The 12130-nt window shown below is 63.8% G+C and carries 13 protein-coding genes; 5 read left to right on the forward strand and 8 right to left on the reverse strand.

Annotated elements, in window-relative coordinates; translation table 11 throughout:
• Positions 1-19: 19 nt before the first annotated feature.
• Entirely contained in the window at positions 20-220 is a 201-nt protein-coding gene (locus CCK88_RS17900; protein WP_086471898.1) for a hypothetical protein, read from the reverse strand.
• Between the two features lie 120 nt (positions 221-340).
• On the opposite strand from CCK88_RS17900, the gene CCK88_RS17905 reads away from it, so the two are divergent.
• Positions 341-949: a TetR/AcrR family transcriptional regulator gene (locus CCK88_RS17905; protein WP_086471899.1), complete on the forward strand. Its 609-nt coding sequence runs from the start codon at positions 341-343 to the stop codon at positions 947-949.
• A 47-nt stretch (positions 950-996) separates the two neighbouring features.
• On the opposite strand, the gene CCK88_RS17910 is transcribed toward CCK88_RS17905, so the two are convergent.
• On the reverse strand, positions 997-1950 hold the full coding sequence (locus CCK88_RS17910; RefSeq protein ID WP_140049043.1) for a peptidylprolyl isomerase: 954 nt from the start codon (positions 1948-1950) through the stop codon (positions 997-999).
• Positions 1951-2358: 408 nt separating this feature from the next.
• Between CCK88_RS17910 and secA the strand changes: the two genes are divergently transcribed.
• Positions 2359-5055, forward strand: coding sequence for a preprotein translocase subunit SecA (gene secA / locus CCK88_RS17915; RefSeq protein WP_086471901.1), 2697 nt, complete (start codon positions 2359-2361; stop codon positions 5053-5055).
• 48 nt (positions 5056-5103) lie between these two features.
• On the opposite strand, the gene CCK88_RS17920 is transcribed toward secA, so the two are convergent.
• From CCK88_RS17920 to CCK88_RS18855, 5 genes are all read right to left on the reverse strand, one after another.
• Positions 5104-5784, reverse strand: a complete 681-nt coding sequence (locus tag CCK88_RS17920) for a hypothetical protein (RefSeq protein ID WP_086471902.1) — start codon at positions 5782-5784, stop codon at positions 5104-5106.
• A 100-nt stretch (positions 5785-5884) separates the two neighbouring features.
• Entirely contained in the window at positions 5885-6910 is a 1026-nt protein-coding gene (locus CCK88_RS18580; RefSeq protein ID WP_210189964.1) for a L,D-transpeptidase family protein, read from the reverse strand.
• A gap of 176 nt (positions 6911-7086) precedes the next feature.
• Positions 7087-8040 (reverse strand): acetyl-CoA carboxylase carboxyltransferase subunit alpha, encoded by a 954-nt coding sequence (locus CCK88_RS17930; RefSeq protein WP_086471903.1) that lies wholly within the window; start codon positions 8038-8040, stop codon positions 7087-7089.
• 153 nt (positions 8041-8193) lie between these two features.
• Positions 8194-9099, reverse strand: a complete 906-nt coding sequence (locus CCK88_RS17935; RefSeq protein ID WP_086471904.1) for a site-specific tyrosine recombinase XerD — start codon at positions 9097-9099, stop codon at positions 8194-8196.
• Positions 9096-9314: a hypothetical protein gene (locus CCK88_RS18855; protein ID WP_342068318.1), complete on the reverse strand. Its 219-nt coding sequence runs from the start codon at positions 9312-9314 to the stop codon at positions 9096-9098. Before CCK88_RS18855 ends, CCK88_RS17935 begins: the two co-directional genes overlap by 4 nt.
• A 167-nt stretch (positions 9315-9481) precedes the next feature.
• Between CCK88_RS18855 and CCK88_RS17945 the strand changes: the two genes are divergently transcribed.
• Together CCK88_RS17945 and aroB are read left to right on the forward strand one after the other, a co-directional pair.
• The gene (locus tag CCK88_RS17945; RefSeq protein WP_086471905.1) at positions 9482-10063 is read left to right on the forward strand and encodes a shikimate kinase; all 582 of its coding nucleotides are present in this window, start codon (positions 9482-9484) and stop codon (positions 10061-10063) included.
• 8 nt (positions 10064-10071) lie between these two features.
• Positions 10072-11187 (forward strand): 3-dehydroquinate synthase, encoded by a 1116-nt coding sequence (aroB, locus tag CCK88_RS17950; protein WP_086471906.1) that lies wholly within the window; start codon positions 10072-10074, stop codon positions 11185-11187.
• Here aroB and CCK88_RS17955 read toward each other — a convergent pair.
• On the reverse strand, positions 11184-11447 hold the full coding sequence (locus CCK88_RS17955) for a BolA family protein (RefSeq protein ID WP_086471907.1): 264 nt from the start codon (positions 11445-11447) through the stop codon (positions 11184-11186). The genes aroB and CCK88_RS17955 overlap by 4 nt on opposite strands.
• A 47-nt stretch (positions 11448-11494) precedes the next feature.
• Here CCK88_RS17955 and CCK88_RS17960 point away from each other — a divergent pair, with 47 nt between their 5' ends.
• A complete protein-coding gene (locus CCK88_RS17960) occupies positions 11495-12121 on the forward strand; it encodes a J domain-containing protein (RefSeq protein ID WP_086471908.1) in 627 nt (208 codons plus the stop codon).
• The last annotated feature ends 9 nt before the right edge of the window (positions 12122-12130 follow it).

Raw genomic sequence — 12130 nt, forward strand, 5'->3', positions numbered from 1 at the left:
GGTTCCATCGTCAGCCGCATCAGGAGGCCTTGCGGCCGGCGATGAACGCACCGAAGCGGGCGGTGATGAAGGGCACGATGAAGAAGACGATGGTGGTTGCCATCAACGGCACGATGATGAAGCTGCGCTGCCAGAATTCCCAGCCGGGTGTCATCGCACTGACGATCGATGCGTAGACGACCACGACCGGATAGACCGCGAACGTCATGAGGAAAGCCATGCGGGCTCGAGCGGAGTAGGACATGTTGCACCTATTGAAACGGGACGTAACGATACATAACGAAACGATCCGTTTCGTTCAAGTCTTTTCTTTGCATTTGTTTTCGCCGATAGTGCAGCCATGACCCAGGACACAGAAGACACTGTCCGGCGCTCCATCGGCGCGCGGCGCAATCCGGCGAGCCAGGAAGCAATTCTTGACGCCGCCGAGGCGGTGTTGCGCGAACTGGGGATCGCCGGATTTTCGATCGAAGCCGTCGCTCGCCGGGCCAAGGCCGGCAAGCCCACGATCTATCGCTGGTGGCCGCATCGCACCGGCCTCATGCTCGATGTCTATAAGCGCTTCAAGACGGCGCGGGCGTTTCCGGATACGGGCAGCCTGCGGGGGGACCTGATCGGCTTTCTCGACAACCAATTGGTGGGCTTCTGGAAGAACAGCCTTTGCGGCACCGTTTATCGCGCCGTCATCGCCGAGGCGCAGACCGACGCTGGTGCTGCGGAGGCGCTTCAGGCCTATCAGGCCGAGCGCAAGGCGGTCGCCAGGCAGATGGTCGAGCGGGCCAGGGCGCGTGGCGAAGTGCCGGAAGATGCGGATGCGACGCTGATCATCGACCTCGTCGTCTCCTACGCCTGGCATCAGCTGTTGCTGGGCCATCTTGAAGAAGCCTCCACCAAGACCGAGGCGGTGGTCGATACTGTCCTCAGGGGCGTGCCCGGCTATCGGGCGTGAAAAAGCCCGGCGCGGCGGCCGGGCTTTCCGTGATCGGATATTGAGCGCTACTGCTCGGTCGCCGCTTCGCCTGCGGCCGCGGCTTCTTCAGCGGCTTCCTGGGCGTCGAACTTGGCCTTGAGCTCGGGGTCGGTGATTTCCACGGTAGTGCCGCTCATCAGCTCGTCGACCTTCTGGGTGAAGTTGGTCATCAGCAGCTGGTTCTGGATCTGGGCGGCCACCTGTTCGAAAGTTGGCGGTTGGGACTGGCGCTTTTCCTCGAGCTTGATGATGTGCCAGCCGAACTGGGACTGAACCGGGGCCGAGATGTCGCCCGGCTCGGCCAGCGCGAAGGCTGCTTCCTCGAAGGGCGCGACCATCATGCCCTTGCCGAAAAAGCCGAGATCGCCGCCATTGGCTGCACCCGGATCGATGGAATGTTCCTTGGCCAGGGTGGCGAAATCGGCGCCGCCGTCGAGCTGGGCCTTGAGGTCGTTGGCTTCTTCTTCGGTCTCGACCAGGATGTGGCTGGCGCGCACTTCGTCGGCGGGCACGAAGTCGGCAACGAACTTTTCGTACTCGGCGCGAACCGCTTCTTCGGTGATCGATGCCGCAATGGCGTCGGCGAAATAGGCCCGGCGCAGGGCGCGTTCCTCGAGATACTTCTGGCGCTGGGCGAAGATCGGGGTCTGGTCCATGCCGGCATCACGCGCGGCCTTGGACATGACCTTCATGTCGATGAGGATCCGCACGAGGAAGGCGCGGCGCTCTTCGGGCGGCATCTGTGCCAGATCCTGTGCCATATCCTCGGCGGCAAAAGCGAGATCGCCTTCGGTGATGGTCTCATCGCCGACGGTGGCCACGACGGTCGCCGGGTCCACGGCTGCAGCTTCCGGTGCCGCGGTGGCCGCATCCGCTGCAGGCGCGGCGGCGTCCTGCGCGAAGCTCGATACCGCCGGGGCGGCGAGCAGGAGGGCGGCGAGGCTGGCGGCGCGCAGAAGGCGCTGGGTCGGGTAGAACATGAGAAAGACGTGCTCCTTGGCCGGCCCGAGGGAATGGAGCCGGCATGGTCTGATTTGCTCTTGCACCCGCTCGCATGGCAACGGGGCCAAAATGTGCCGGCCGGGTCGACGATCATCCGCTTGTGAAGCGGGCTGAAACGATGCTTGCGCCTGAAGTGCGCAAAGGTGTGGCCGATTTCGGATACGTTGACAAGCCAGACCCCCACTCTTACATCTCAGCCGCTTTTCAATTGGCATGGGGAAGCTGTGCGCTCCAAAGGTGCATCGCGACCATGCAATACTTCCGCGCTCGGGAACCGAGAAGGATTCCCCAAGTTGTGACGAGGCGAAACGGGGCCCGCCAGCGCCCGCATCTGCAGGCCGCCCGCTCCACCAGCCCCGCCGCTCACAAACAAAGGACCACAAAACATGGCACTTGCGTCGCTTGCCCGGAAAATTTTCGGGTCGCCGTCCGACAGGCAAGTCAAGCGGTATCAGGGCAAGGTGGCAGCGATCAACGCGCTGGAGCCCGAGCTGGTCAAGCTTAGCGACGATGAATTGCGCGCCCGTACCGCGCAGTTCAAGGCGCAGCTCGAGCAGGGCGCTTCGCTCGACGATCTCATCGTGCCCGCTTTCGCCACCGTGCGCGAAGCCGGCAAGCGCGTGCTGGGCATGCGGCATTTTGACGTGCAGATGATCGGCGGCATGGTCATGAACGACCGCGCCATCGCCGAAATGCGCACCGGTGAAGGCAAGACGCTGGTGGCGACGCTGCCGATGTACCTCAATGCGCTGACCGGCAAGGGCGCGCACCTGGTCACCGTCAACGACTACCTCGTGCGGCGCGACGCGGCCTGGATGGGCCAGATCTACAACTTCCTCGGTCTGAGCTGGGGCGTCATCGTGCACGGCCTCACCGATGCCGAGCGCAAGGCTGCCTACAATTCCGACATCACCTACGGCACCAATAACGAGCTCGGTTTCGATTACCTGCGCGACAACATGAAGTACACGCGCGCCCAGATGGTGCAGCGTGGGCATGAGTTTGCGATCGTCGACGAAGTGGACTCGATCCTGGTCGACGAGGCGCGCACGCCGCTCATCATTTCGGGGCCGTCCGAGGATCGTTCGGAGCTCTACATCAAGATCGACGGCATGATGCCTGTCATCGTCGAAGGCGATTACGAGGTCGACGAGAAGCATCGTTCCGCGACCTTTACCGACCAGGGCGTCGAAAAGCTCGAGGCGGCGCTGGCCGATGCGGGCCTGCTCAAGGGCGGCTCGATGTACGACGTGGAAAACGTCGCCCTCGTGCACCACGCCAATTCCGCCCTGCGCGCGCACAAGCTGTTCCGTCGCGACAAGGACTATATCGTCCGCAACGACGAAGTGGTCATCATCGACGAGTTCTCGGGCCGCATGATGCCCGGCCGCCGCTACTCGGAAGGCCTGCACCAGGCCCTCGAGGCCAAGGAACAAGTCAAGATCCAGGCCGAAAACCAGACGCTGGCCTCGATCACCTTCCAGAACTATTTCCGCCTCTACAAGAAGCTGGCCGGCATGACCGGTACCGCCGCGACAGAGGCCGAGGAATTCGCCGACATATATAGCCTGGGCGTCACCACGGTGCCGACCAACCTGCCGGTGCAGCGCATCGACGAGGACGACGCCATCTTCCGCACTGCGGAAGAAAAGTTCGACGCCATCGCCGACCTCATCAAGGATTGCCAGGATCGCGGGCAGCCGGTGCTGGTGGGCACGACCTCGATCGAGAAGAGCGAAATGCTCGCCGATATCCTGCGCAAGAAGAACGTCGGGCACATGAACGTGCTCAATGCGCGTCACCACGAGCAGGAAGCCTTCATCGTCGCCGATGCCGGCCTTCCGGGCGCCATCACGATCGCCACCAACATGGCCGGTCGCGGCACCGACATTCAGCTGGGCGGTAATCTCGAAATGCGCATCGAGCGCGAGGCCGGTGAGCTCGAAGGCGAAGCGCGCGAGCAGAAGATTGCCCAGATCAAGGCGAAGATCGCCGAGGACAAGGCCAAGGCCCTCGCTGCCGGTGGCCTGATGGTGATCGGCACCGAACGCCACGAGTCGCGCCGCATCGACAATCAATTGCGCGGTCGCTCCGGCCGTCAGGGCGATCCGGGTCATTCCAAGTTCTACCTGTCGTTGCAGGACGACCTGATGCGCATCTTCCCGGTGGAATCGATGGATTCCATGCTGGGCAAGCTCGGGCTCGAACAGGGCGAAAGCATCACCCATCCGTGGGTCACCAAGGCCATCGAGCGCGCGCAGGGCAAGGTCGAGGCGCGCAACTTCGATATCCGCAAGAACATCCTCAAGTACGACGACGTGATGAACGATCAGCGCAAGGTGATCTTCGAACAGCGTCTCGAATTCATGGACGCGACCGACGTCAGCGAAACCATCACCGAGATGCGCCACGACGTCGTCGCCAACATCGTCGCCAAGGCCATCCCGGCCCGGTCCTTCCCGGAACAGTGGAATACCGAACAGCTCGCCGCCGCAGCCAAGACCTATCTCAACATCGACATTCCCGCTGCCGAATGGGCGCAGGAAGAGGGCATCGATGGCGAGACGGTGGAAGAGCGTATCCGCGAGCAGGCGGATGCCCTTGTGGGTGCGAAGGCGGAAAAATACTCGCCCGAAGTCATGCGCCAGGTCGAAAAGTCCATCCTGCTGCAGTCGGTCGATGGCTTGTGGCGCGAGCACCTCGTGATGCTCGATCACCTGAGCAAGGTCGTGGGCTGGCGCGGCATCGCCCAGCGTGACCCGCTCAACGAATACAAGCAGGAAGCCTACGAGCTGTTCCAGGCCATGCTGGCCAACCTGCGCGAGCTCGTCACCACCCAGATCAGCCATGTCGAGTTGCAGATCCGCCAGCCGGAACCCCCGCGCTCGCCTGATCCGGCCCAGTTGACCGAAACCCATATCGATCCGCTGACCGGCGAGAACGATGCAGCCGGCGACGACGTGGCGAGCCTTGATGGCCTGCCGCCGGTCGATCCGAAGCTGCTCGAAGGGGTGTCGCGCAATGCGCCCTGTCCCTGTGGGTCGGGCAAGAAGTTCAAGCACTGCCACGGCGCGTTCGCCTGAGGCAGAACCGAACAGGGCGACCCCGGGGTCGCCCTTGTTTTTTAGGGGTCAGCAGGTCACGCGGATTTCGGCATAACCGGTCAGGCCCTCGTCGCCGCCCGATGTCACCGCGATGGTGCAGGCCGGGTTGCCCGGCAGCGGGGATGTGCCGCCCGAGGCAACCGACGTCCCGTCGCCCAGCGTGATATAGCCATTGTCGACGACGCTGACCGCCACTTCGGCATTGTGCTCGCAAATGGGGTAGCGGTCGCCCGACGCCACGAGGAGCCGCATGCCCACGGGCAGGCAATCGGCATCGGCATCGGCGCTGGCCGTCGCGGCCGGTGCCGGCGGCGGAGCGACGCCTTCCGCAACTGCCGCGGTGGCAGGCATCGGCACGCCTGACCCGAGAGCACCCTGCTCCAGCGCGCTGAGGCGCGTGTCGATCGTCGTCAGATCATCTGCCGAGGTGGCCGTCCGGGCATAAAGGTCGAGGCTGACCCGCAGCTGCGCCAGTTCGGTCGACAGGCGCAGGATTTCCCGCTGACCTTCCATATGGACATAGGAGGCGGCGCCGATCGCGGCCACGCCAAGGACGAGCCCGCTTGCGGCAAGGATCAGCGGCCATCGATTGCCGCGCTGGCGTCGCACCCCGCGCGATGCGGGGGCTTCGTCCGCAACCGGACGCTGATCCGGGGACAGCGTGATCGAGGCAGCGTCCGGCTTGGGTGCGCTTTCAGGCTGATCCACAATCCACTCTCCGGTTATGCCGCATTGCCCTCCCACCCAAGTGGGGCGGAAGCAGGGCAGGGGCAAAGCCCTGCCGCAAGGCAGTCGCTCCGGCCGCCGCTTAGGGCCGCTGCGCGACCGGCGTGGGCAGCGTCGCAGGCTTGCCGGAGATCACGGGCGCAACATTGGGACTCTGCCCGGGATTGCCGCCGAACATGGTGCCAAAGCCCGAGAAGAAGCCGCTGACGGCGGCCCCGCGCTCCTTGATGGCCAGTTCCTCGGCCGCCTTGCGCTCGGCTGCGGTCTGGGCGGCGGCGGCCTTGTTGGCGAAGTCCGCTTCGTCGGCCTGCAGCTTGGCGCTGAGGGCCGGGTTCTGCACCGAGGGCGGGCAGGGGCCGGCCGCGTCCAGTGCGCCCGAGGAGGCCGGGTTGAAGATGTACTGCTTTTCGCAGACGTCCCACACCGGAGGGGTCTTGGTCAGCTCGAAATAGTCGTGGCCTTCCTTGATGTCCTTCCAGAAGTCCATGTGCGGGCTTGTGGCATGGCGAGCCATGTTGGCCGTGTTCATGCGGAAGGGGAAAATCTGCAGCTGGAAGCTGGTATTGCCACCCTTGAAGGTCTCGCGGGCCAGCGCATAGATTTCGGCGATGCCTTCGTCGGTCATGGCGTAGCAGCCGCGCGACGAACAATCGCCGTGCACCATAAGGTCGGAGCCGGTACGGCCGTGGACACGGTCGAACTTGTTCGGAAAGCCGGTGTTGAACGAGAGATAGTAGCTCGAGCGCGGGTTCATCAGGCCGGGCGTGATCGTATAGAAGCCCTCGGGGCTCTGACGGTCGCCTTCCTTGAATTTTGGTCCGAGGTCGCCCGAATAGGCGCAGATTTCGTAGGACTTGAAGTGCTTGTAGGTGCCGGTGGCGGTCTTTTTCCAGACTTCGAGAACCGACTCCTCCTTGAAGATGCGGATTACCATGCCTTCGGATGGGGATGATCCCATGCTGCGCAGGCCCTGCACTACGCCACCGGACAGGGGCTGGTTGTGGCGGTTGTCGCCGCCCTTGACGAAATTGGAGCAGGCGGCCAGGCCCACGGCCAGCCAACACAGGATGATGATCGCGCCAAGGCGATGAAAGAAGTTCGCAGTCAAGACAATCCAGCCCGTCACTGAAGCGCGCCCGCATGGGGCAATAGGTTAGCGCAATATGAGCCCATGCAGTGAACGAAGCCTTTACCACGCCGCCGACAGGGCCGGAAGCGGGGGCAGTTCACGCGCATGTGTAGGGAAAGGATGGCCGGGCAAATGCCCGGCGCCTTGGGGCAGAACTAGAGATTGGTGCCGATGGCGAGGAATTTTTCGCGACGGTGTTCGCGCGTTTCGAGGCGCGACTTGCCGGCGAAATCCTTCAGGAAGGTATCGAGGGCGCCACGGGTGGCATCCATCACGGCCGCCTGATGGCGATGGGCGCCGCCGGCCGGCTCGTGGATGATGCCGTCGATGACGCCGAAGCCGAGAAGGTCCTGCGCCGTGATCTTCTGGGCGGTTGCCATGTCCTGCGCGCGGGCCGCGTCGCGGAACAGGATCGAGGCGCCGGCTTCGGGCGAAATCACCGAATAGATCGCGTTTTCCAGCATCAGCACGCGGTTCGCCGTGGCGATGGCGATGGCACCGCCCGATCCGCCTTCGCCGATGATGATGGCGATGTTGGGAACGCCAAGTTCCAGGCCTTTTTCGGTCGAGCGGGCGATGGCCTCGGCCTGGCCGCGTTCTTCCGCGCCGATGCCGGGATAGGCGCCGGCCGTATCGACAAACGATATGACCGGAATCGAGAAGCGGTCAGCCATGTCCATGATGCGGACGGCCTTGCGATAGCCCTCGGGATTGGCCATGCCGAAATTATGCTTGAGACGGGTCTCGGTCGAGTTGCCCTTCTCCTGTCCGAGCACGGCAACCGGCATGCCGTTGAAGCGGCCGAAGCCTGCCTGCAGGGCTGCGTCTTCGCCGTACTTGCGATCGCCGGCCAGCGGCGTCCATTCCGTGATCAGCGAGCGCACATAGTCCGAAAAATGCGGGCGCTGCGGGTGGCGCGCGACCTGCGTCTTCTGCCAGGGCGTGAGCTTGCGATAAATCTCGACCAGCGCCTCGTCGGCGCGGGCGGACAGCCGGTTGACCTCTTCGTCGATGGACACGGCCTGGTCGGTCTGTGCCAGCGATTTCAGTTCAACGATCTTGGCTTCAAGATCGGCGACCGGCTTTTCAAAATCGAGATAAGACTGCATCCCACCGCCCGTAAGGGTCATTGTTCCGGCAAGGCCATGCGGCCCATGCGTGATGGCCGCTGCTCTTGCCCTTTAAAGTGGCCGGAAAGTGGCGACGGAGCAATGGCAAGTCAAGCTCTGGGCGCGAAATGGTTGGTATTTCGTTCGCCCGGGTCAGCCTTCGGCCAGCGGATGGTGGCTTTCCACGAGGCTGCGCAGCTTTTCGTCCAGAACGTGGGTGTAGATCTGGGTTGTGGAAATATCGGCGTGTCCGAGCAGCATCTGTACGACGCGAAGGTCGGCGCCGCCGGACAGCAGATGACTGGCAAAGGCATGGCGAAGCACATGCGGGGCCACGCGTGACGACGAAATTCCGGCACGGCCGGCCAGTCCCTTGAGGTCCCGTGCGAAGACCTGGCGCGACAAATGTCCGTCTTCGCCCTTGGCCGGGAACAGGTAGGGGCCCGGCTCCAGCTTGGCCACCCAATGACGCACAGCGTCCCTGGCGCGGTCGTTCACGGGCACCACGCGATCCTTGTTGCCCTTGCCTGTCACAGTCAGGAAGGCGCCTTCCCGCATCACGGCGGCGCGCTTGAGGCCAACCAGCTCCGACACGCGCAGGCCCGATGCGTAAAGCAGTTCGAGCAACACATAGAGCCGTTGCGCGGCCATTTGTTTGGCAGGGTCGGCGTCGGCATTGGCTTCCGCTTCGGCCAGGGTCAGCAGGCGATCGACTTCGGCAACCGACAGAATTTTGGGAAGGGCGCGCCGCGCCTTGGGACTGGCGACGATGCGCGTCGGGTCGTCGCTGCGCAGGCTGTCGGCACAGAGAAACTTGTGGAATTGCCGGACTGCCGACAGGTGGCGCGCCGTCGACGAGGCCGAGAGGCCTTCGTTGTCCAGGTCCTCGAGCCAGGCGGTTACGGTATCCCGATCGGCAGTCAGCAGGGTCTTGCCCTTGTGCGCGACGAAATCGGCGTAGTGGGTCAGGTCGCGGCGATAGGCTTCAATCGTATTGGCCGCGGCGCCGCGTTCGGCGCTCATCATTTCGAGAAAGCTCGATACCAGGTGTCCGCTCATTGCCCGGTGCTGGGCTGGGATGTGACATTGGGCTGCGGAAGGTTGTTGGCGCCGGGCCGCGCCGCCTCCGTCTCGCCAAGCAATTCGCGGGTCGGAATGCGCTGATTGACTTCCTTGGGCGTCGGCTCGACGAAGGTCACGAGTGCAAACATGCCCGCGTAAACCAGACCGCCTAGAAAGAGCAGGGTGATGAGAAGGCGGATGAGCGAGGGCATGGCAAATTCCCGGCGTGTCTTGAAAGGCAAAACCTAGCGGCAAATGGTTGCCGTTCTGTTGTGCCCAGTGTCGCCCAATGCCTTGCACGGGATCAACCACCGCGCTCCAAGCTTGACAGCTTGGGCCGCGCCCGGTTGATAGCGGCCAAGAGCGGAGGGCGCGGCAGGTGAGCAAGACCGATGGCGGTGGACGGCAGGGCCGGGCCAAGGCGCTGGCCAACCGGCTGGGCGGTCGGCCGCTCGTTCTCGTCGGCATGATGGGGGCCGGTAAGACCACAGTCGGGCGCCGGCTGGCGGCGCGCCTCGGACGCCAGTTCATCGACAGCGACGAGGAAATCGAGCGCGCAGCGCAGATGAGCATTCCCGAAATCTTCGAGCAGCGCGGCGAGGGCGAGTTTCGCGCCGGCGAGATGCGGGTCATTGCCCGGCTGCTCAAGGAACAGGACATCGTGCTGGCCACCGGTGGCGGTGCCTTCGTCAACCTGGATACCCGCGCCCTGGTCAAGGCCGAGGCGATTTCGGTCTGGCTCAAGGCCGATCTCGACGTGCTGTTCGAGCGCGTGTCGCGGCGATCGAACCGGCCCCTGCTCAAGACTGCCGACCCCAGGGGCACGCTCGAAAAGCTGATCGAGGATCGCTATCCCATCTACGCCGAAGCCGACGTCACCGTCCTCAGCCGTGACGTGCCGCAGGACAATGTCGCTGCCGACGTCATCGGCGCGCTGCTCGACCACCTCAAGACCCGATAGGCAAGTTCATGGCCCAGATCGACCACACAGTCCACGTTGCCCTGGGCGAGCGCGCCTACGACATCCTGATCGGGCCCAGGCTGATCGACGAGGCCGGGGCGATCCTGGCTGAAAAGTTTCCCGGACGCCGCTATGGCATCGTCACCGACGAGACCGTGGCCGAGGCGCAATTGCCGCGGCTCGTGGCTGGTCTCGAGGCCGCCGGTCTCTCCTATGGCACCATAGTGCTGCCAGCGGGGGAGGCGACCAAGTCCTATGCCATGCTCGAGCGCGTGGTCGAAGGCCTCCTCGCGGCCAGGCTCGAACGCGGTGACCTCGTCATCGCTCTGGGGGGCGGGGTCATCGGCGATCTTGCCGGCTTTGCCGCGTCGATCACCCGCCGCGGCATGGATTTCGTGCAGATTCCCACCTCGCTGCTGGCCCAGGTGGACTCGTCGGTGGGCGGCAAGACCGGCATCAATTCGCCGCATGGCAAGAATCTCGTCGGCGCCTTTCACCAGCCCAAGCTGGTGCTGGCCGACCTTTCGGCCCTCGATACGCTCAGCGCCCGCCAGTTCGCCGCAGGCTATGCGGAAGTGGTCAAGTACGGGCTGATCGACGATCCTGATTTCTTCGAGTGGCTCGAGGCCAACAGGGCCGAAATCTTTGCCGGTGGCCCGGCGCGCGGCGAGGCCATCGCCCGCTGCTGCGCCCACAAGGCGCGGGTGGTGATCGAGGATGAGAAGGAAATGGGTGTTCGCGCCCTGCTCAATCTCGGTCACACATTCGGGCATGCGCTGGAAAAGGACACGGGCTATTCCGACCGCCTGCTGCATGGCGAAGGCGTCGCCATCGGCATGGTGCTGGCGCACGGCTTCTCCTGCAGGCTGGGCCTCGCGCCGGGCCAGGACAGCGGCCGGGTCGCGGCACACTTGAAGCTGGCGGGCCTGCCCACCACATTGGCTGATATCCCCGGAACGCTCGGCTCGACCGATACCCTGATGGCGGCGATCGCGCAGGACAAGAAGGTTTCGCGCGGGGCGCTGACCTTCATCCTCACCCGCGGCATCGGGCAGGCGTTCATCGAGAAGAACGTCGATCCCGACCAGGTTCGGGGATATCTCGAAGAGATGCGTGCGCTCTAGGCGGCCGGCAAAACCTCGATGGCCAGGGCGTGCACCCGGGCCTTCAATTCTGCTTCAAGCGCATCCATCACCGCACGGTGTTGCGCAACGCGGCTCATCCCGTCAAAATTGCGGGTCGCGATTCTGACACGAAAATGGGTTTCACCACCCTCCCGCCAGCCGGCGTGACCATGGTGGGACATGGATTCGTCGATCACCTCCAGTTGGGTGGGCGCGAATTTTTCGGTGAGCTTGGCGTGGATCGTGTCCGTCATGGACATGGGCTTTCGCCTTTCAAAAACGTCTGTAAAAGAACTAGCTAGGCACGATGAAACTGCAATCCAAGCTCTTCGACAACATTCGCATCCGTTCGCGCCGGGATGAAAAGCCCGAGCCTGTGGACGCGGTCTGCGATTGGGAAGGCTGCGAGGAACCCGGTGAGTTCAAGGCGCCCAAGGGCGTGCGGTCGGAGGGGCAATATCACACCTTCTGCCTCGAGCATGTGCGTCACTACAACAAGGCGTTCAATTATTTTGCCGGCATGAGCCCGGATGAGCTGGAAGAAGCGCTGCATGCCCCGCCCAAGGCGGAGTCGCGGTCGAGCTTTGCCACCGGCAATCCGAATACGGCGCGTGCCGCCGCTGGCCGTGGCAACGCGCAACTGGGCGACAAATACGGTGATCCCTTCGGCGTTTTCGCCCGCTACCGCTATCAGCAGTCCAAGCGTCCGGCTGCCGAACGCGTCAAGCCGCTCAACGAGCCGGACCGCCGGGCGCTGGAAACGCTGGGCTTCACGCGCCATGCCAAGTCCGACGAGATCAAGGCCGCCTACAAGGATCTGGTCAAGAAGCACCATCCGGACGTCAATGGCGGCGATGCTTCGTCCGAAGAGCGCCTGCGTTCGGTGATCGCCGCCTATACCCACCTCAAGAAGCAGGGCTTCGTGGTGCGCTGAAACCCGCTG

This window comes from Devosia lucknowensis (genome assembly GCF_900177655.1).
Lineage (GTDB): Bacteria > Pseudomonadota > Alphaproteobacteria > Rhizobiales > Devosiaceae > Devosia > Devosia lucknowensis.